General features: G+C 28.1%; 16 protein-coding genes. 14 read left to right on the top strand and 2 right to left on the bottom strand.

All coding sequences use genetic code 11. The features are described from left to right. Window positions 1-215 precede the first annotated feature (215 nt). Together JJC01_06090 and JJC01_06095 are read left to right on the top strand one after the other, a co-directional pair. A complete protein-coding gene (locus JJC01_06090; protein UDN59421.1) occupies window positions 216-1058 on the top strand; it encodes a PRD domain-containing protein in 843 nt (280 codons plus the stop codon). Window positions 1059-1347: 289 nt separating this feature from the next. Further along, window positions 1348-3429: a PTS transporter subunit EIIC gene (locus tag JJC01_06095; protein UDN59422.1), complete on the top strand. Its 2082-nt coding sequence runs from the start codon at window positions 1348-1350 to the stop codon at window positions 3427-3429. A 185-nt stretch (window positions 3430-3614) separates the two neighbouring features. On the opposite strand, the gene JJC01_06100 is transcribed toward JJC01_06095, so the two are convergent. Further along, complete coding sequence (locus tag JJC01_06100) at window positions 3615-4493, bottom strand: helix-turn-helix domain-containing protein (GenBank protein ID UDN59423.1); 879 nt, start codon at window positions 4491-4493, stop codon at window positions 3615-3617. A 154-nt stretch (window positions 4494-4647) separates the two neighbouring features. Here JJC01_06100 and JJC01_06105 point away from each other — a divergent pair, with 154 nt between their 5' ends. Both JJC01_06105 and JJC01_06110 read left to right on the top strand, forming a co-directional pair. Beyond that, the gene (locus JJC01_06105) at window positions 4648-6102 is read left to right on the top strand and encodes a UDP-N-acetylmuramoyl-L-alanyl-D-glutamate--2,6-diaminopimelate ligase (GenBank protein UDN59424.1); all 1455 of its coding nucleotides are present in this window, start codon (window positions 4648-4650) and stop codon (window positions 6100-6102) included. Window positions 6103-6397: 295 nt separating this feature from the next. Next, on the top strand, window positions 6398-8665 hold the full coding sequence (locus JJC01_06110) for an EAL domain-containing protein (protein ID UDN59425.1): 2268 nt from the start codon (window positions 6398-6400) through the stop codon (window positions 8663-8665). A gap of 538 nt (window positions 8666-9203) precedes the next feature. Here JJC01_06110 and ychF read toward each other — a convergent pair. Beyond that, the gene (gene ychF / locus JJC01_06115) at window positions 9204-10301 is read right to left on the bottom strand and encodes a redox-regulated ATPase YchF (GenBank protein UDN59426.1); all 1098 of its coding nucleotides are present in this window, start codon (window positions 10299-10301) and stop codon (window positions 9204-9206) included. 315 nt (window positions 10302-10616) lie between these two features. Between ychF and JJC01_06120 the strand changes: the two genes are divergently transcribed. The 10 genes from JJC01_06120 (at window position 10617) to JJC01_06165 (ending at window position 22582) form a co-directional block, all read left to right on the top strand. Further along, a complete protein-coding gene (locus tag JJC01_06120) occupies window positions 10617-11882 on the top strand; it encodes an insulinase family protein (protein UDN59427.1) in 1266 nt (421 codons plus the stop codon). 14 nt (window positions 11883-11896) lie between these two features. Further along, window positions 11897-13183: an insulinase family protein gene (locus JJC01_06125; GenBank protein ID UDN59428.1), complete on the top strand. Its 1287-nt coding sequence runs from the start codon at window positions 11897-11899 to the stop codon at window positions 13181-13183. 369 nt (window positions 13184-13552) lie between these two features. Beyond that, window positions 13553-14299 carry a prolipoprotein diacylglyceryl transferase gene (locus JJC01_06130; protein UDN59429.1) on the top strand — a complete coding sequence of 249 codons (747 nt, stop codon included), beginning with the start codon at window positions 13553-13555 and terminating at the stop codon, window positions 14297-14299. Window positions 14300-14328: 29 nt separating this feature from the next. Next, window positions 14329-15264 (top strand): 16S rRNA (cytosine(1402)-N(4))-methyltransferase RsmH, encoded by a 936-nt coding sequence (rsmH, locus tag JJC01_06135; GenBank protein UDN59430.1) that lies wholly within the window; start codon window positions 14329-14331, stop codon window positions 15262-15264. Window positions 15265-15529: 265 nt separating this feature from the next. Next, on the top strand, window positions 15530-16123 hold the full coding sequence (locus JJC01_06140; protein UDN59431.1) for a TVP38/TMEM64 family protein: 594 nt from the start codon (window positions 15530-15532) through the stop codon (window positions 16121-16123). A gap of 196 nt (window positions 16124-16319) precedes the next feature. Beyond that, window positions 16320-16667, top strand: coding sequence for a hypothetical protein (locus JJC01_06145; protein ID UDN59432.1), 348 nt, complete (start codon window positions 16320-16322; stop codon window positions 16665-16667). An 11-nt stretch (window positions 16668-16678) separates the two neighbouring features. Next, window positions 16679-18658 carry a stage V sporulation protein D gene (locus JJC01_06150; GenBank protein ID UDN59433.1) on the top strand — a complete coding sequence of 660 codons (1980 nt, stop codon included), beginning with the start codon at window positions 16679-16681 and terminating at the stop codon, window positions 18656-18658. A 167-nt stretch (window positions 18659-18825) separates the two neighbouring features. After that, entirely contained in the window at window positions 18826-20199 is a 1374-nt protein-coding gene (locus JJC01_06155) for a UDP-N-acetylmuramoyl-tripeptide--D-alanyl-D-alanine ligase (protein ID UDN59434.1), read from the top strand. Between the two features lie 40 nt (window positions 20200-20239). Next, window positions 20240-21208, top strand: a complete 969-nt coding sequence (locus JJC01_06160) for a phospho-N-acetylmuramoyl-pentapeptide-transferase (GenBank protein UDN59435.1) — start codon at window positions 20240-20242, stop codon at window positions 21206-21208. An 18-nt stretch (window positions 21209-21226) separates the two neighbouring features. Beyond that, window positions 21227-22582, top strand: coding sequence for a UDP-N-acetylmuramoyl-L-alanine--D-glutamate ligase (locus JJC01_06165; GenBank protein UDN59436.1), 1356 nt, complete (start codon window positions 21227-21229; stop codon window positions 22580-22582). The last annotated feature ends 13 nt before the right edge of the window (window positions 22583-22595 follow it).

The following is a 22595-nucleotide window of genomic DNA, read 5'->3' on the forward strand; positions in this document are numbered from 1 at the left end:
AAAATAGGAAACAGTTTTCAATAATTGCTTGACATAGATATCCATTTATAATAGAATAAAGCTATAAATTGAATACAATATTTATGAGCGTTAACAAATTGGATTGTTACTGGGAAGCAGGCAATACCTAAGTTAGGATATACAGGTGAACTGTATCTTAATTTAGGTGTTTTTTTATGAATAAGGGAAATTGTATTTTGGGAGAGATATTGATTATGATTATTCAACAAATTTACAATAATAATGTTGTGTTAGTTTTAGATGAAAACCAAAAAAAAGAATTAATACTAACAGGATGTGGAATAGGATTTCAAAAAAAGAAAGGTCAAGAAGTAGATAAAAGTAAAATCGAAAGAACCTTTGTAACACAAGATGAAAGTTTTATAGATAAAATTGGAAAATTAGCAAGCCAGGTTGATGAGAAGTTTTTTGAAGTGAGTACAGAGGTAATTGCTCATGCAGAAGGCATTTTAAATACTGAACTTTATGAGTACATATATGTAGCACTTACTGACCATATTGCATTTGCAATTAAAAGATATCATGAAAATATAAATATAAAAAATGATTTACTACATGAAATAAAAAGAATTCACAAAAAAGAATACGAGATTGGAAAATGGGCTGTAGATTATATAAATAAAGAATTTAATGTAGAGTTTCCTTTAGATGAGGCAGGATTTATAGCTATGCACATAGTAAATTCAAATTATAAAGGCAGTTCAAAGGAATCCCTGTTAATTACTAAAATTGTAAAAGACATACTAAATATTATAAGATATTATTATAGAGTTGAGTTTAAAGAAGATGATATAAATTATGATAGACTTCTTACACACTTAAAATTTTTTGCAAATAGATTAGTAAAAAGAGAGGAACTCAATGATACTAATAATGATATTGTAGATATAATCAAGATAAAGTATGAAAAAGACTATAATTGTGCATATAAAATAAAGACACATGTAGAGAAAAACTATGAGTACTATGTAAGTCAAGATGAATTATTATATTTAACACTACATATTAAAAGAGTCATATCTGTGTTGAATTCATGATAAACATACTAAATAAATATAAATTCAATATCGGTGTTTAAGATATTATGTAAAATTTAATAGCAATATAATAATTTTAAAACATTAAGATTGTTACTGATAATGCAGGCAAGACTTAGGTTTATAAGAAAATTATAACAGTTTATTTTTAATTCTAAAATTAGGTTGATATAGGTTTATTTATATTAACATGAGGTTTATTTTTAGGATTAAAGTTACTAGTGTAATTTTTTATAAACTTAAGTCTTTTTTATTTAAAAAATATAAAATAATAAGGAGAGAGAAGTAAATGAAAAAAATATTTGGTGTTTTACAAAAAGTAGGAAAATCTTTAATGTTACCAGTTGCATTACTTCCAGCAGCAGGTATATTGCTTGGTGTAAGTAATGCTTTAGCAGGAGATGCGTTACTTGCTCATTTTCCAGCACTAGCAAATCCTACATTCCAACTCATAATAAGTATAATGGAAAGTTCAGGGCAAATCATATTCAATAACTTGCCACTTATATTTGCAGTTGGTGTAGCCGTGGGTCTAACCGAAGGCGAAGGTGTAGCAGCATTGGCAGCTATAGTAGGTTTTTTAATCCTTAATACGTCTATGGGTGTTATGGCAGGTGTCACGGAAGATATGATAGATAACTCTATGTATGCAAGTATTGTTGGAATACCAACAATTCAAACAGGTGTATTTGGTGGTATTATAATAGGCATAGTGGCTGCTTATCTTTATAAAAAATTTTATAAAATTGAACTACCTCAATATTTAGGTTTTTTTGCAGGTAAAAGATTTGTGCCTATTGTTACATCATTAACAGCAATAGTAATAGGAATTATATTATCATTTATTTGGCCACCAATACAAGAAGGATTACTTAGTTTTTCAAAAAATGTTATAGAAGCAAATCAAACATTAGCAGCATTTATGGAAGGGTCTTTAGAAAGGTTATTAATACCATTTGGTTTACATCATGTTTTCCATAATCCATTCTGGTATCAATTTGGAGAATATGTAAACAAAGCAGGTGAACTTGTAATGGGTGACCAAAAGATATTCTTTGCTCAACTTAAAGATGGAGTAAATTTCACAGCAGGTACTTTTATGACAGGTGCGTTTCCGTTTATGATGTTTGGTCTTCCAGCAGCAGCACTTGCTATGGTACATGAAGCAAAGCCAGAAAAGAGAAAATTTGTAGCAGGAATAATGGCATCAGCAGCACTTACATCTTTTTTAACAGGAATAACTGAACCAATAGAGTTTGCATTTTTATTTGTTGCACCAGCATTATTTGTAGTACATTGTTTATTTTCAGGTTTATCATATGCAGTAATGCAACTATTAGGAGTTAAAATCGGATTCACATTTTCAGGCGGATTAATAGATTTCTTACTATTTGGTGTACTTCCTAATAGAACTCCATGGTATCTAGCTATTTTAGTAGGTATTGGATTTGCAGTATTATATTATAGTGTGTTTAGATTTATGATAAGAAAGTTTAACCTAAAGACGCCAGGAAGAGAAGATGAATCAGAGTCTAATGTGGAGATTAGTGAGATTTCAAAAGATGAGTTAGCATCAGAAATACTAATAGCTTTAGGAAATAAAGAGAATTTAAAAAGTTTAGATGCTTGTATAACAAGACTTAGATTAGTTGTAAATGATATAGATAAAGTGGATAAAGAAAAGTTGAAATCACTTGGAGCAGCAGGTGTAATGGTTATTGGAAACAATGTCCAAGCTATATTTGGTCCAAAATCAGATGCAATAAAATCTAATATAAAAGATATAATAGAGGGAAAAGTAAAGATTGAAAATACTGATATTAAAAATATAGATAAAAAGAAAATGGAAAAAAATAATAACACAGAAAACACTAATATAGGTAATACTTTGGTGGAAGAAGAAATTTATTCATTGACAAATGGAGAAATCTTAGGTATAGAAGAAGTTCCAGACTCTGTATTTTCAAGTAAATTAATGGGCGATGGTTTTGCAATTAAATCTGATGATGGATTAATTTATTCACCAGTAGATGGAACTATTGGAGTTGTATTTCCAACTAAACATGCAATAATAATCAAATCTAAAAAAACTGGAGTAGAAATACTTATACATTTAGGTATAGAGACTGTAAACTTAGAAGGAAATGGGTTTGATGTATTTGTAAATGTAGGAGATGAAGTTAAATCGGGTGATAAACTGGTTAATATGGACTTAGAATATATTGAAAAAAATGGTTTATCAACAATAAGCCCAGTAGTATTTACTAATTTAGAACAAAATCAAAAACTAAACATTAAAAAGGGAAAAGTCACAGCAAAAGAAAGTAATCGTGTAAGTATATTAAAAGAGAGTATTGAAAAAATAGGATAGACACATCAGTATATATACTTAAAACTTGTATGAGTTTTAGTAATTATATAAGCATAATTTTAATTTATATATTTTAGTTTAATTAATAAAAATATATGATTTATATTTCAAACAATTAGAGGTACTAGTATATCTATTTTACTAATACCTCTAATTTTTCTTGAAATAAAATCTATAATAATTATTTATTCATCTAACAAATTACTATCTAAAGGGCTTTTATTGTTTAGATAGTTTTTAGGAGATACACCATAATACTTTTTAAATGCCCTTACAAAGCTAGAATAATCATTAAATCCACATTTACTACAAACTTCACTCATAAGATGTCCATTGGTTATTAATGATTTAGCTAAAATCAGTCTTTTTTGAATTATATAATTGTGTATGGATGTTCCAGTATGAGATTTAAATCTTCTCATGAGATAATATTTGCTTATAAAAAATTCAGATGCAATGCAGTCTATAGAAAGTTTATTCTCTATATTTAAGTTTATATAGTTTAATATTTTTTTTATAGTTTCATCGTAAAATACATCTTCTACAGATTCTATGTTCTCGTTTTTTAAGAAAATTCTATTTAAAAATATCATAAGCTGTATGAACAAGGTATTTCTCAGTATTTCATTTCCAAATTCATTACTAGATTCAGAAATATTTATTTGCTCAATAAAAAGTTTGAGTGATTCAATGTCATGTATCTTTAAACGCAATAGATTACATTTATTTTCTGTGGCTGTCTTAAAACATTTTTCTAAATCACTAGTATTATCACTGTTTTTTTTCATAAATTCTGGGCTAATCCATATTGCAGTTCTTTCATAAAATACATTTGAATCTATAACTGGTTTGTGAATTTCATTACTACTAATAAAAAGTATGTCCCAAGGTTTTAGTTTATATGGAATTCCTTCAACAAAATAAGTTACATTTCCATCTATAAATATAATTATCTTATTAAAATCGTGATTATGGTATTCAAATTCTATGTCTTTTTTATCTCGGATACTAAATATTTTAAAATTATCATTTAAGTATCCAATTTTATTGTCTGTAATTTTCATAAAAGACCTCTCTTAGATTATATTATAGAGAATTATAGAGCATTTTTTACAATATTTCAAGCATTTTTAACCATTCACATAGTAAAAAATTCTTAATATAATATTACATGAAGTGTAATTTTAGCAAAAAGAGTTTAAAGGGAGGAAAGCATTTATGAAATTAAATGATATTATACAGGGGTTGGATATAATCAGTGTCAAAGGTGAATTAAATATAGATATTAATAGTGTACAATATGATTCAAGAAAGGTTACAGAAGGTACATTATTTGTATGTATAAAAGGATTTGTGTCAGATGGTCATAAATATATAAAAGATGCTATAAACAAAGGAGCAAAAGCTTTTATTGTTGAAGAAGATGTAGACATAAAAGGGTATACGTTTATAAAAGTAAAAAATACAAGAGAAGATATGGCAAAGATAGCTGACAATTTTTATAATCATCCATCACAAAAATTTAATGTTATAGGAGTTACAGGTACTAACGGAAAAACTAGTATAACTACTATACTAAATGAAATATTAACTTTGAATAAAAATAAAGTTGGTCTTATTGGTACTATAAAAATATTTGATGGTGAAAAAGACATTATTTCTAATTCAACAACTCCAGAAAGTATAGATTTACAATATCATTTTAATAATATGTTAAACAATGGATGTGATTACTGTGCTATGGAAGTTTCATCACACTCATTAGCATTAAATAGAGTTGATGAAACAGACTTTAAACTAGGAATATTCACAAACTTAACACCAGACCATTTAGATTTTCACAAAGATTTAGAAGACTATAGAAAAGCTAAAGAAAAATTGTTTTTTAAGACTACTATGGCAAACATAATAAATATGGATGATGAGGGTGGTAAAAAGATATACGAAAATATAAAAGATATAGATGTTCCTTGTTACACATATGGAGTTGAAACTAATGCTGATTTTATGGCTAGAGATATAAAATCAGATTCAGATGGTGTATCTTATAGATTAATAACTCCTTCTTATGAAGAAGTTATATTTATACCAGTTCCAGGAATGTTTACAGTATATAATACTTTAGCTGTTATAGCTGCTTGTTATGTACTTGGCATACCTAAACCAGTATATAAAGAAGGTCTTAGACTTTCTAATGGAGTATCAGGAAGATTTGAAACTGTACCAAACGATAAAGGTATAAGTGTAATTGTTGATTATGCTCATACTCCTGACGCACTTGAGAATGTATTAAAGACAACACAACAATTTGCAGAAGGAAAAATAATTTCTGTATTTGGATGTGGTGGAGATAGAGATACTGAAAAGAGACCTTTAATGGGTGCTATTGGACAAAAATATTCTGATATATGTATTGTAACTTCTGATAATCCAAGAACTGAAGAACCAGAAGCAATAATAAAGGATATACTTGAAGGAATAGATAAGGAAAAGAAAAATTATCATGTTGTTGCTGATAGAAAGCAAGCTATAGAAGAAGCTATAAGTATGGCAAAGAAAGATGATGTTGTAATTATAACAGGTAAAGGGCATGAAAATTACCAAATAATAGGTAAGGTTAAGCATCATTTTGATGATAAAGAGATTGCCAATGAATGTTTAAGTAAAATGTAAGGTGAAAATTTAATAAAATATATATTTTAAGAATATAATATCAAAATTATTTTGATATTATATTCTTTTTATGTAGTGTACATTAATACAAATTATGTTAGTAACCTTTAATATAGATAATATAATTTATTAAAATTGTATTATCTATATTAATTAATTTTTTATTGTAATAAAGTTGATAATTTTGTATAATTACAGTAAATATGGAAAAATAAGTATTGTCGCAAAATTGTTAGAATAATTGATATAAAATAATAATTGTATACATATAGATTCCAGAAAGGCAGGAAGCGTGATGTTGGGTGATGCAAAAAATAATAGGCAGGGTTTGTCCATAATTGCTATCATAAGTATCTTAGTAGTTACAATTTCCTGTTTGATTTATGGTTCAAAGTTGAATAAGACACTAGGTGAGGAAACGAATCAATATCTTTCAGAAATAGCAAATCAAAGTGTCAATGTGTTAAAAAAACAAATTAATGGCGATATAAAATTGTTACAATCAATTTCAATATGTATTGAAGGAGAAAAATCTTTTGAATTGGACAATATTATTTCAATACTTAAAAGAGAATCTGTAAATAGTTCATTTAAAAGAATGGGTGTTATTCTACCAGATGGTATGGCATATACTACAGATGGTTATGTAGAAGATTTTTCTAAGAGAGATTATTTTTCCAAGTCAATGCAAGGAGAAGTAGTCATAACAGGTAAGTTAAAAGATGTAATAAAAGATCATAAAGACATTAATGTGTACTCTGTACCAATTTATAAGGGGAACAAGATTATTGGTGTTATATTTGCTACACATAGTACAAAGTTATATGAAAAGATACTCTCTGTACCAACTTTTAATGGAAAAGGATATTCTTATATAGCTAATAGTAATGGTGATATTGTTTTAAATCCAAGTAGCAAAAACGCAAACTCTAATATGGAAAATTTATTTTCATATATAAATAAAAGTAATGCCTTATCAAAATCTACTCTTAATGATATGAAGTTAAATATAAAAAATTCTAAATCAGGTTCATTAAGTTATAATATGTCTGGAAAAGGATATTATTTAAGTTATGCTCCAATAGGAATTAATGATTGGTATCTTTTTTCTGAAGTTCCTAGAACTGCTGTATCTGAAAAATCATATGCTATTATAAAACTTACACTATCAGCATGTATAGTTTTAATTGTGATATTTACATCATTAATAATTTATATCTTGATTATGCAAAAAAAGAGTAAGGAAAGGTTAGAAGAATTTGCGTTTAAAGACAGTATTACAGGAATTGGAAATTCAAATAAATTTAATCTGGAAGGTGGTAAATTTTTATCCACTCATGAGAAAAAAAATCTAGTTTTAATTTATTTTGATATAGATAAATTTAAGTTAGTAAATGATAGATTTGGATATGAAGAGGGAGATCGAGTATTAAGAAAAATTGCAGAGATGATTGAAAATATGTTTAAAGAAGAGTCTGTATTTTCAAGAATTTCAAATGATAATTTTGCTATAATATTTGAAAAAAAGAAGGATAAAGAATCAGTTATAGAGATATGTGAAATTATGCGTAAAAAATTATCTATGATAAAAACTAGCTTAGATGTAGAACTTAATCTGATACCATCTATAGGAGTGTATTTTATTGAAGAGGGAGAAACAAATATATCTACTTGTCTTGATAAGGCTATGATTGCAAAGACTACAGTAAAAAGAAAATACTTAAAAGTGTATGAAATTTATGCTGAGAATTTAAAGGAAACTCTTATAGAAGAACGTGATATTGAGCAAGAGATGCACGATGCTTTAAAAAATGAACAATTTAAGGTGTATTTGCAACCTAAAATTGAATTATCTACAGGTAAAATAGTAGGTTCTGAAGCTCTTGTACGTTGGCAACATCCAAAAAAGGGATTAATAAGTCCAGGTGTGTTTATTCCTATTTTTGAAAAGAATGGTTTTATAACAGAATTGGATATGTTTGTATTTATTCAAGTTTGTAAAAACTTTAAACGTTGGGAAAATGAAGGCTTACCTAGATTTCCTATATCAGTAAATTTATCAAGAGTACATCTTGAAAATCCAGACTTTATAGAAAAGTTTGAAAACATTGCAAAAGAATATGATATTGAACCAAATTTAATTGAAATTGAACTAACAGAGAGTGCAATATTTGATAATACAAAAATGTTATTTAAAATAATGCAGAATTTAAAATCTGTAGGATTTAAAATATCTATGGATGATTTTGGCTCAGGGTATTCTTCTTTAAATATGCTTAAAGATATGCCAATTGATGTATTGAAATTAGATAGACAATTTTTTATAACAGTAGAAGATACAAAAAAGAGTCAAATTGTGGTTTCAAGCATTGTTCAGATGGCAAAGCAACTTGATATAAAAGTTGTTTCAGAGGGAGTTGAAACCTTAGAACAAGCAGAGTTTTTAAGATTTATAGGATGTGATATGGCTCAAGGCTTTTTATTTGCAAAACCAATGCCAATAGAAGAATACGAAAAGTTGATATTAAATAGGAATGATATTGAAGGTATGAGTACAAATTAAAAAACTTAGTACAAAATGAAATAAAGATTTGTAAGAAGAGTGAACTTTGTATAGTCAAAGTTCACTTTATTTATGTAAAAATACTTTGGTATAAAAATATGAATTAGGTTTAGAGTATTACTTTACATTATATGGAGCATATAATATTTTCTAAAAGAGATATAATTTTTCCGTGGCTAGAAGTTTTTAATTTGAGTGTAACAGTTTGTGAATATAAGAATATCAGCAATTATGCAAGTACTTAAGGGAGGAAAATTTTTGAGTAATATAACAATTAGGGAAATGGTAAATGATGAAAGAAAGCTTGTTTTGGTGGAAAGCGTATTTGGGATTACAGTAAAGTACTGTCATTGTTGACAATCATAATTTCTGTGGGAATACTATAAAAAAGAGAGCTTCTATTATGATTTTTAAAAATCATTTAGAAAAACTCTCTTTTTTATAAAATCTAAATAGCTATTATAATATAATAGAAGTTTCTATTATTCTAATTTTCTTATTGTAATACAATAGTTAAGATTGTAGATAAATAAGCATTTTAAACATTAAATCTAAATAATATTACGTCTCCATCTTTAACTATGTATTCTTTACCTTCTAATTTAACTAATCCTTTTTCTTTTGCAGCTGCCATAGTACCATGTTCAACTAAATCATTAAAAGCAATTGTTTCAGCCCTGATAAATCCTCTTTCTATGTCAGAATGTATCTTTCCTCCTGCTTGAGGTGCTTTACTTCCAATCTTTATAGTCCATGCTCTGACTTCTTTTGGACCAGCTGTTAAGAATGAAATTAGACCAAGTAAGGCATAAGATGATTTTATAAGTTTATCAAGCCCTGATTGTTCAAGCCCTAATGTTTCTAAAAATTCTTTCTTTTCTTCAGCAGAATCAAGTTCAGAAATTTCTGCTTCTATTTGTGCACATACAACAACAACTTCAGCATCTTCTGTTTCTGCAAATACTTTAACTTGTTGAACATACTTATTACTTTCTCCATCATCTGCCAAATCATCTTCTGATACATTTGCAGCGTATATTACAGGTTTAGATGTAAGTAAATCTAATGAATTTACAAAGCTTTGTTCATCTTCTGTAAATTGCATAGTTCTTACACACTTACTATTTTCTAAAGTAGCCATGATTGAATTTAACAAATCAAGCTCAGAAACTAAAGTTTTATCAGCTTTAGCGGCTTTTTGAGTTTTATGAATTCTTCTTTCAAGAATCTCTATATCAGAGAAAATTAATTCTAAATTTATAGTTTCTATATCGCGAAGTGGTTCAACAGAACCATCTACATGTATAACATTTTCATCTTCAAAACATCTGACAACATGTACGATTGCATCAACTTCTCTTATATGTGATAAAAATTTATTTCCTAAGCCTTCTCCTTTAGAAGCACCTCTAACTAAACCAGCTATGTCACAAAATTCTATAGCAGTAGGAACTATTTTTTCAGAGTTGTACAATTCTTTTAGTTTATCTAATCTTTCATCTGGAACAGATACAACTCCAACGTTTGGGTCTATTGTACAAAAAGGGTAATTTGCAGATTCTGCGCCTGCTTGAGTTATTGCGTTAAATAGTGTGCTTTTACCTACATTTGGTAAACCAACTATACCTAATTTCATATTAATCGTCCTCTCTCTTATTCTTTTTATATTCTTTATATAACTTTAAACAATCAATCTATGGGATTGTAAAATTGTTTTAATTATAGACATACATATTGATTATACATCATATATATGAAGCTTGTAAACTAGACTTTAAAGCAGACTGCTCTAAATAACTTTATATTTAAATTTAAATAAAAATATTACTTTTAGAAAATAATAAAAAGGATATAATTAAATAGAAGGTTTTTATATATAAGTATATACAATCAAAAAATGAATAAATTTCAATTTTAAAATTGATGTTTAAATAAAAAATAGGAGGTACATATGGTTAATACTAAGAAAATAATAAATTTAGGTAATAATATTAATTTGACTTTGATAAAAACAGAAAAGTTTAAATCAAATCTTATAAGTTTGTATGTTCAGAGATTGTTGGATAAAAAAGAAACTACAAAAAATGCTTTGATACCATCAATAATAGCAAGTGGAAGTGAAAAATATCCTAGTGCCAGAGCAATATCCAATAAACTAGATGATTTATATGGTTCGTCTATGGGAGCTGATGCTGTAAAACGTGGAGAGCGTCAAGTACTAAGTTTTAAAATAATTAATATAAGTGAAAAGTATTTAGATGAAAATATATTTGAAGAAGTAGTAGAATTTTTTAATGAAGTAATAAATAATACACTTGTTGTAGATGGTGGATTTAAAGAAGAATATTTAAATATTGAAAAAGAAAATTTAAGAGATAAGATACAATCAATAATAAATGATAAAAAAGAATATGCACAAGATAAATGTATAGAAGCTATGTGTGGAAATGAAAGATACAGTATAAGTGAGTTTGGTTACGAAGATGAAATAGATAACATAACTTCAAAAGAGCTATATGAGCATTATAGAAATATACTTAAAACATCTCCAATAGACATAGTTGTAGAAGGTAATTTTGATGAAGATAAGGTTGTAGACATAATAAGTAAGAATTTAAAATTCGAAAGAGAAGATATTATAGATATACCAAAAGAAGATTTCATAAAACATGTAGATGAAGTAAAAGTAATAGACGAAAAAATGGAAATAACTCAAGGTAAATTAGTTATGGGGTATAGAGCAAATGTAGATTATGTAGATAATGATAAATATTATGCCCTTGTGGTCGGAAGTAATGTATTAGGTGGTGGTCCACACTCTAAACTATTTGTGAATGTAAGAGAAAAGGAAAGCTTATGCTATTATATTTTCTCTTCAATAGAGAAGTATAAAAGTATTATGCTTATATCATCTGGAATAGAAACTAAAGATTATGATAAAGCTGTAAAATTAATAAAAGAACAATTAGAAAGTTTAAAAGCAGGAGATATATCTGATGAAGAGTTAGAAAATAGTAAGCTTGCTTTAGTTAACTCTATGAAATCTATAACAGATAATATAGGTGGAATGTCTGATTTTGCTTTTTCTCAGTCTATGGCAAAGACAAATTCTGAAGTAGAAGACATAATATCTAGCATAGAGAAAGTTACTAAAAAAGATATAGTTGAGGCTGTAAAAGATATAGAACTTGATACTGTATACTTTTTAAGAAATTAATGGAGGAGATGTCTATGGAAAAAATAGTTAATGATATATTAAGAGAAGAAGTTTATTATGAAAAATTACAAAATGGCTTAGATGTATATTTTATGCCAAAGAGAGGCTTTACAAAAAAATATGCTATTTTAGCTACTAATTATGGTTCAAATGACTTAGAATTTATTCCAATAGGAGAAGATAAAAAGATTAGAGTAAATGAAGGAATTGCACATTTTTTAGAACATAAGATGTTTGAACAACCTGATGGAGGAGATGCTTTTGAAAAATTTTCTAAATTAGGTGTAAGTGCAAATGCATTTACTAACTTTACAATGACAGCATACTTATTTTCAGCTACGGAAAATTTTTATGAAAGTTTAGAGCACTTAATTGATTATGTTCAAACACCTTATTTTACAGATGAAAATGTTGAAAAGGAAAAAGGGATAATAGCACAAGAGATAAAAATGTACAATGATGATCCAGACTGGAATGTGTATTTTAATTGTCTAAAGGCTATGTATGTAAATTATCCTGCTAGAATTGATATAGCTGGTACAGTAGATAGTATATATAAGATAACTAAGGAAGAACTATATAAGTGTTACAATACTTTCTATAATCCAGGAAATATGGCTTTGTTTGTTGTAGGTGATTTGGATGTAGAAAAGGTAATAGATGTAACTAAAAAAGCAAACAATTATGATGTGGATAAACTTTCTAAGAATATAGAAAGATTTTATCCTGAAGAACCAGCAACTGTAAAGGAAAAAGAAGTTATAGAAAAGTTTCCTATATCTATACCTATGTTTAACATAGGTTTTAAAGATAATAATGTAGGTGTAAAAGGAAAAGAACTTTTACGTAAAGAAATTGTAACTGATATCCTTATAGGTATGTTATTTAAAAAGGGCAGTAAACTTTATGAAGATTTGTATATGCAAGGTCTAATAAATGAAAATTTTGGAGCTGGATTTTCATCTCAAGTAGACTATGCTTTTAGCGTAATTGCTGGAGATTCTAAGGAACCTAAAAAAGTAAAAGAGATAATTCTTGAATATATAGAAAGAGCTAAAAAAGAAGGATTATCTAAAGAGGAGTTTGAAAGAACTAAAAAGAAAAAAATTGGTTCATTTATTAAATGTTTTGATTCTATAAACTTTATAGGAAATAGTTTTATATCTTATATCTTTAAAGATATAAATATATTGGATTATTTAGATATTATTAAGGCTGTTGCTTTTGAGGAAGTTGAAGAGAGATTAAAAGAACACTTTAAAGAAGAGTATTGTGTTATTTCTATTGTAGAACCTAAGTAGAACGTTTGAATATTACAAATAAGTAGCTAAAGGCCAAATAGTTAATTTTGATACTTGTTTTATTTAGGTAGCAAGTGATTTTGTTGAATATACTTATACAAATTAAGTTAGTAAAAATTAAATATTATTAATAAAAATTTGTAGAGAGATTGGTGTATAATATACACCAATTTCTTTGCTTGTAAATAATTTATGCATAATTTTGTTGAGACAGCATGTATAATATATTTTAAGTATTTGTAGAATCAACATCAATATGTTTTGTAGAATTAACATTAATATGTTATCATAATTTAGTATAATTACAATTAATTGTAAACATGGTGTATTGCTTTGGAAATATTTTAATTAAGATAAAGAGGTGGAGTTATGGATAGAGTCGCATTTACACTGTTTGGGATAGACATAATGTGGTATGGAATACTTATGGCTAGTGGCATGATTTTGGGAACTTTAATAGCAATAAAAGAGTCGAAAAGAGTTGGGCTTAAAGAAGATGATGTATTAAATATAGCTATCATAGCAATTCCTGTTGGATTAATATGTGCAAGAATATATTATGTTATATTTAATTGGAGTTATTATGCTCAAAATCTATTTCAAATACTTAATTTCAGAGGTGGTGGACTTGCTATACATGGAGGGTTAATAGGTGGAATCTTAGCTGGCTATATATACACTAAGGTTAAAAATATTAATTTCTTAAAAATGGCTGATACTGTCATACTTGGAATGCCTTTAGCACAAGCTATAGGAAGATGGGGGAACTTTATTAACGGAGAAGCTCATGGAGGTACAACTAATTTACCATGGGGAATAATGGTTGATGGAGTAAAGGTTCATCCAACTTTTCTATATGAGTCTATATGGGATTTTGGAATATTTATAGTTTTATTATTGTTTAGAAAAAATAAAAAATACGAAGGACAAGTTATAGTGACTTATATAACCCTTTATTCAATAGGAAGATTTTTTATAGAAGGACTAAGAACAGATAGTTTAATGTTAGGACCACTTAGAATGGCTCAAGTGATAAGTTTAGTTGGTGTTATTGGTGGTATAATAGCACATATTTATTTATCAAAGAGAAATAAAAGCAACAGTATTGAAGAATAATTTAAATAGTAAGTTTGAAGGAGGTAGTTATGGAATTTCATCATGTATCAGTTCTTTTAAATGAATGTATAGAAAATTTAAAGATAAAACCAGATGGAGTATATGTTGACTGTACTATGGGTGGTGCAGGACATTCCAAAGAAATAGTAAAAAAATTATCAGATAAAGGATTATTTATAGGGTTTGACCAAGATAAAAATGCTATAAATACAGCAAGAGAAAGATTAAGTGAATATGAAAGCAGAGTAAAATTTGTTCATAGCAATTTTGAAAATATAAAAGAAGAATTGGAAAAAATCGGAGTTTATAAGATAGATGGTGTATTAGCAGATTTAGGAGTTTCATCTCATCAACTTGATGAAGCTGAGAGAGGATTTTCTTATATGCAAGATGCACCACTTGATATGAGGATGGATGTTAGGTGTGAATTTTCAGCATATGATGTTGTAAACACCTATGCAGAAGATGAGCTAGCTAAGATAATTAAAGATTATGGTGAAGATAACTGGGCTAAACGTATAGCTAAATTTATAGTTGAGGAAAGAGTGAACAAACCAATAGAAACTACAGGTGAATTGGTTGATATAATTAAAAAAGCTATTCCTAAAAAAGCTAGAATAGATGGGCCTCATCCAGCTAAAAGGACTTTTCAAGCTATACGAATAGAAGTAAATAATGAACTTGGAGTAATTACAAAAATGATAAATGATGCCTCTTCTATAATGAATGAAGATGGTAGAATTTGTATAATAACATTTCATTCGTTAGAAGATAGAATAGTAAAGAATGCATTTAAATATCTCGCATCAGATTGTATATGCCCACAGCATTTACCAATATGTCAATGTGATAAAGAATCTGAAGTAAAAATAATAACTAGAAAACCAATATTACCTAGTGCTGAAGAAATAGAAGTAAATCCACGTTCAAGAAGTGCTAAATTGAGAGTAGCGGAAAAAATATAATTTATATAGTTTGAGAGTAAGGACTAGCGATGTAATAAAATAATAAACTTCTTAATTATAGTTAAAACCTATTATAGTTTTTATTAGAATAGAAAACAACTATGATATAATCGACAATATAGAAAAATATTTTCTGTTATAATATAACTAAAGTAGATATTAGGAGTGGAGAAAAATAGAGAATAAGCATAAAAAATTATTAATAAAAATTTGTATTATATTGGGGGTATTTGGTATTTACTTTTTTATACCTCCTGTTAAAAAAATGGTAAATCAGATGATATTTTATCTGAGTATGTTAAATCTAGATGCAATTAAGGAGTACATATTATCATTTGGAGTTTGGGCACCGATAATATCATTTGCACTTATGATATTACAATCAATAGCTGCACCTCTTCCTGCATTTTTAATTACTTTTGCAAATGCAGCCTTATTTGGATGGGTAAATGGTGCTATACTGTCATGGATTAGTGCAATGGCAGGTGCTGCAATTTGTTTTGTAATTGGAAGATTTTTAGGTAGAGATGTAGTTGTAAAACTTACAAGCAAATTTGCACTAGAAAGTATAGATGGTTTTTTTGATAAGTATGGAAAACATACGATTTTAATTGCAAGATTGCTTCCTTTTATATCTTTTGACCTTGTGAGCTATGCAGCAGGTCTAACATCCATGAGTTTTATATCTTTCTTTATAGCTACTGGAGTAGGACAATTACCAGCAACCATTGTATATTCTTATGTTGGTGGTATGTTGACTGGTGGAGCTAAAGTCATGATGACAGGACTTTTAATATTATTTGCTTTAAGTGTATTGATTTATATGTTAAAGAAAATATATAGTGATAAAAATAAATAAAAATTAGTGTAAAATCTATAGGTTTGAATTCAAGAATTAGTGAATCTATAGATTTTTTGTTGTGTATAGAAAAAATTACAAATAGATTGTGTAACAGTGTATTAATTTAGCGATGAAATTTTAAAGGAAGAGATATGATTAATAACAAATATAGTATAGAGGAAAATCTAAAAATCTATATTATCGGGGTGATAATTTGAAAAAAAATTATAAAATACATAATCTAAATGAATATAAAAATAAAAAAAAGAATAATTATAAAAAGAGAATTAATAAAAAAATAGGGGCTAAATGTATTTTATTGATTACAACTTTCGTAGTAATAATATTGAATCTATGTGGTTATTCAAAAATTTCAGAAATGAAATATGATATTCATTATTTACAAAAAGATTTAAGAAAAAAAGAGATAGTACTAGAGGAACTAAAGGCAAAAGAAACTGAAAAAACATCAATAAAAGAAATTGAGTTAAAAGCAAAGGAATTGCTCAATATGGACTATCCAAAAGATGGACAAATAAAGTATATAAATGTGGATAACTAGGGGGAATAGGTTTGAGAAAAGTAAAAAGGATAAGCAAAAAAAGATTGGTACTTGTTCTTGTTTTAGCATGTGCACTGTTTTTTTGCCTTGTTATTAGGACTGGATACCTACAACTTATGAAAGGTAATTGGTTAAGTACAAAAGCATTAGAACAACAAACAAGAGATATACCTATAGAGCCTAAAAGAGGAACTATATATGATAGAAACATGAAAGAATTGGCAGTAAGTGTAACTAAATATACAGTTTGGTGCAAACCTGTAGAAGTTGAAGATAAAAAAGAAGCGGCTGAAAAAGTGGCTGAAATTTTGGACGAAGATTATAAAGATATTTATGCTTTAATAAGCAAAAAAAATATGGCTCTTGTAAAGGTCAAAAGATGGATAGATGATGATAAGGCAAGTAAAATAAGAGATGCTAAATTAGGTGGAATATGGGTAGCAGAAGACAATCAAAGATATTATCCTTATGGAAATTTTGCACCATATGTAATAGGTCATACTTCTTCAGATGCAACAGGGATATCTGGTATAGAAATGCAATATGATAAAAAATTAAAAGGAAAAGCTGGAAAATTAATAGTAAGTACTGATGCTTCAGGTAGAGAAATTCCACAAGGTATGGAAAAATATTATGAACCTGTTCAGGGGAATGGTCTTGTATTGTCTATAGATGAAGTAATCCAACATTATACTGAAAAAGCAGTACAAAAGGCTTATGAAATAAATAATGCAAAGAAAGTCACTGCAATAGCAATGAATCCTAAAACTGGCGATATACTTGCTCTAGCATCAAAACCAGATTATGACCCTAATGACTCAAGAACGCCAATATATCCATATTATCAAGAAGAACTTGAAAAATATAGCGATAAAGACAAAATAAAGGGTTATTATCAAATGTGGAGAAATCCAGCAGTAAGTGATACATATGAACCAGGTTCTACATTTAAACTTATTACATCTTCCAGTGCTCTTGAAGAAGGAGTAATAAAAGATGGTGAGAAATTCACATGTACAGGTAGTGTAACTGTAGGAGGAAGAAAGATTAAATGTTGGAGACACTATAGACCTCATGGAACACAAGAGTTTAAACAAGCAGTACAAAATTCTTGTAACCCTGTGTTTGTTGAATTAGGAAGTAGATTAGGTGTTGGTAAAATGTATGATTATATAGAATCTTTTGGTCTTATGAATAAGACAGGTATAGATTTACCAGGAGAAGCTAAAGGAATATTGTATAATGAAAAAAATGTAGGTCCAGTTGAGTTAGCTACAATATCATTTGGTCAATCAATATCAGTAACTCCAATACAACTTATAACAGCTATATCATCAATAGCAAATGGTGGAGATTTAATGCAACCAAGAGTAGTAAAATCTTATACTGATAACAAAGGTAATATAACTGAGACAGTAAAACCAAAAAAAGTAAGAAATGTTATATCTAAAGAAACATCTAAAAAAATGTTAGAGATTGCAGAGTCAGTTGTAACTGATGGTGGAGGGAAAATTGCATATATACCAGGATATAGACTAGGTGGGAAAACAGGTACAGCTCAAAAGGTTATAGATGGTAAATATGCTCAAGGAAAATATATATGTTCATTCGTGGGAATAGCACCTTGTGATGACCCACAAATTGTAGTTCTTGCTATTGTTGATGAGCCAACAGGAGTAAGTGCATTTGGTAGTACTACAGCAGGACCTATAGTAAAAGAAATAATGAATGATTCTCTAAAATATTTAGGGGTCAAACCAGTATATAAAGAAGAAGAAAAAGCTGAATATGAAAAGAAACAAGTCAAAGTACCAGATGTAAGAAATTTAAAAATTGGGGATGCAGTGAAAGCATTAGAAGATGCGAAGTTAAAACCAAATTTAGATACAGATATAGAAATTCCAAAGGATACAAAAGTAAAGGATGTTTTTCCAAAACCTGGAATAAAAGTTAATGAAGATTCAAGTATAACACTATATTTTGAAAACTAAAAAGTAACAGATAATTAACATATATCCATAAACATCTTCAAAAAAACAGAAATATAGTATATAATTATAAAGTTAAGAGTTATCGTAGGCAATGTATATGTAACGGTATACATTGCCTTTTGTTGCTAAGATAATATAGCTAATGTTTTATAAGGAGGAGTTTGAGAATGGAGTGCTTAACAATAAAGGAGTTAGTACTTGCAACTAATGGAAAGTTAATATATGGAGATTATAATGACTGTGTAAGTGATATAGTTATAGATAGCAGGGAAGCAAATGCACAAAATGCATTTGTAGCCATAGTTGGAGAAAATTTAGATGGGCATACCTTTATAAAGTCTGCATATGATAGTGGATGCAAAACTTTTATAAAAAATGAAAGTAATGGAATAAAATTAGAAAGTTCGGATATAAATTTAATAGAGGTAAAAGATACAACTTTGGCTCTAGGAAATATTTCCAGATATTATAAAGAAAAATTTGACATCCCATTTATAGGTGTTACAGGTAGTGTAGGAAAAACAACTACTAGAGATATGATATATGCAGCTATTTCTGCAAAATTAAACATCTTGAAAAATGAAAAGAACCTAAATAATCATTTTGGGGTTCCTTTGACTTTGTTTAATTTAAATAAAGAACATGAGTGTGCTGTAATAGAAATGGGAATGTCTGGATTTAATGAAATAAAGTATTTGGTGGACATAGTAAATCCTAAAATTGCAGTTATATCAAATATAGGATTGTCACACATAGAAAACCTAGGTTCACAGGAAGGGATTTTAAAGGCAAAGCTGGAGATTGCTTCAAATTTTGATGATACAAATACTTTGATTGTAAATGGGGATGATAAATTTTTATCTACATTAAAAGAAAAAGAGCATGTATATAAGTTAAAAACATTTGGATTTAAGAAAGATAATGACATTTATTGTGAAGATTATACTATGGAAGAAGATAGTTTGACATTTACGTGTGTCATAAATGGAAAAAAAGAGGAAATATTTATACCAACAATAGGAGAGCATAATATATATAATGCTATGTCGGCGATATTAGTTGGCATGAGTTTAAATATTTCTTTGGATTGTATAAAAACAGGTTTAAAAAACTTCAAAGGGACAAAAATGAGATTAGATATAATAAAAAATGAAAGATTAACAATAATTAATGACTCATATAATGCCAGTCCAGATTCTATGGAAGCAGCCTTGAAAATACTTGGTAGATATAAAGGTAGAAAAGTAGCAATACTTGGAGATATGCTTGAGATGGGTGAAATTTCAGAGTATGGTCATAGATTAGTTGGAAAATCATCTATGAATAATACTGATATCATAATAACTATAGGTGAAAACTCAGTGTTTATTGGAGACGAAGCAAAACGATTAGGATTCGATTCATCCAATATATATCACTTTAAAAATAGAGACGATGTATTTAATCGATTAGATGAATTAATAAAAACAGGAGACACTATTTTAGTGAAAGGCTCAAGAGGCATGAAATTAGAAAAAATAGTTGAATATCTAAATAAATAAGCTTAAACTAATGAGTTGATTGACAAGGGAGAGGAGTTTTATGATGTTAGGAATAACAGAGCTTACGTACACCGCATTGATTGCGTTTTTGATAGTAATTATAATAGGACCAATATTTATACCAATGCTTAGGAAATTTAAATTTGGTCAGACAGTTAGAGATGATGGACCTCAAACACATCTAGCTAAGAATGGAACACCTACTATGGGTGGAATTATAATGATTGTTGCAATTCTAATAACTGGACTTACAAGAGTAAAAGTTAGTCATGACATGGCAGTAGGTCTTATATGTATTGCTGGTTTTGGTTTTATTGGTTTTTTAGATGACTTTATAAAAATAAAGCTAAAAAGGTCACTTGGACTAAAAGCATATCAAAAAATAATCCTTCAAGTTGCATTATCTTTTTATGTTGCTTTTTATCAGTATACATCGTCATCAAGTGCTTCGCAACTTATGATACCATTTACAGATTTTGTAATAAATGTTGGAATACTATATATACCAATAATGATGTTTATAATAGTAGCAATAGTAAATGCTGTAAATTTAACTGATGGTCTAGATGGTCTAGCATCAGGAGTGACTTTAGTTGTTTCTGTATTTTTTATGTTGTTTGCAAGTTCAGTTGCAGGCAATACAGAAGTTGCAGTTTTAGCAGCAGCAACTGTTGGAGCATGTCTAGGCTTTTTAGGATTTAATTCATATCCAGCTAGAGTGTTTATGGGAGATACAGGTTCAATGGCATTAGGTGGTGCGGTTGTAGCATTTTCAGTTTTAACTAATTCAGTGCTTATAATACCTATAATTGGAGGCATTTATTTTGCAGAAGCTCTATCAGTTTTAATTCAAGTTGGATATTTTAAAGTAACTAGAAAGAGATTCTTTAAGATGGCTCCAATACACCATCATTTTGAACAATGTGGTTGGCCAGAAACAAGAGTTGTATTTGTTTTTTGGATTATTACAGTTGTTTTAGCTTGGATAAGTATAATAGCAGTATTTTAGGCCTAGGGGGAATAAAAAATGGACTTAAATGGAAAAAAAGTTTTATTAGTAGGGCTTGCAAAAACTGGTATATCTACAATTAAACATTTAGATAAATTAGGAGCAAGTATAATTGTAAATGATATTAAAGATGAAAATAAATTAAAAAACATACTTGATGAATTAAAATCTATAAATGACATAGAATACATATTAGGATGCCATCCAGAGGCTGTAGACGATGTAGATATGGTTGTAGTATCTCCAGGAGTACCATTAGACTTGCCATTTATTTTGAAGCTAAAAAATTCAGGCAAGTATATAATTGGTGAGGTAGAATTAGCTTTTAAATTGTCAAATAATCCAACTTTTATAGGGATTACAGGTACAAATGGTAAGACAACTACAACTAGCTTAGTAGGAGAAATTTTTTCAAGTGCCAAAAAAGATACATATGTAGTTGGTAATATAGGGAATCCTGTAATAGATACTATAGAAACTTCAAATGAAGAATCTATACTTGTAACTGAACTGAGTAGTTTCCAACTTGAAAGTGTGGATGAATTTAGACCTAAAGTAAGTGCAATATTAAATATTACAGAAGATCATTTAAATAGACATCATACTATGGAAAAGTACATAGAAGCTAAATCAAAAATATTTATGAATCAAAATGATGAAGATTTTTGTATATTAAATTATGATGATGAAATAGTGAGAGGCCTAGCTGATAAATGTAATGCCAAAGTAATTTACTTTTCAAGAACTCATAGAGTAAATGGAGGAGTATATTTAGAAAATAATGACATAATAATAGATATAGAGGATAAGATTAAGTTTCTAAATAAAGATGATGTAAGTTTGCCTGGAGGCCATAATTTAGAAAATTGTATGGCAGCAATAGCAATAGCATATGTTTGTAAAGTAGATTTAGAAGTAATAAAAGATGTATTGATGACATTTAAAGGAGTTGAACACAGACAAGAGTTTGTAAGAAACTTAGATAATGTAATATATGTAAATGACTCAAAGGGAACTAATCCAGATTCTACTATAAAAGCTGTACAGTCTTATAATAGACCAATAGTGCTTATAGCAGGAGGAATGGATAAGGGAAGCAACTTTGATGAACTTCTTGAAATTGCAAAATCATATGTCAAATCATTAATCTTATTAGGAGAAACTGCACCAAAGATAGAAAATTGTGCTAAAAATAAAGGATTTAATGACATACATATAGTAAAAGATATGGAGGAAGCAGTTAAGACTTCTCATGAGATTTCAAAAAATGGAGATATAGTGCTTCTTTCACCAGCTTGTGCAAGTTGGGATATGTATGAAAGTTTTGAAGTAAGAGGAAAAGACTTCAAAGATAATGTAAACAATTTAAAATAATCTCTTACCTCTA

It is taken from the genome of Clostridioides sp. ES-S-0010-02 (assembly GCA_020641055.1).
GTDB lineage: Bacteria > Bacillota > Clostridia > Peptostreptococcales > Peptostreptococcaceae > Clostridioides.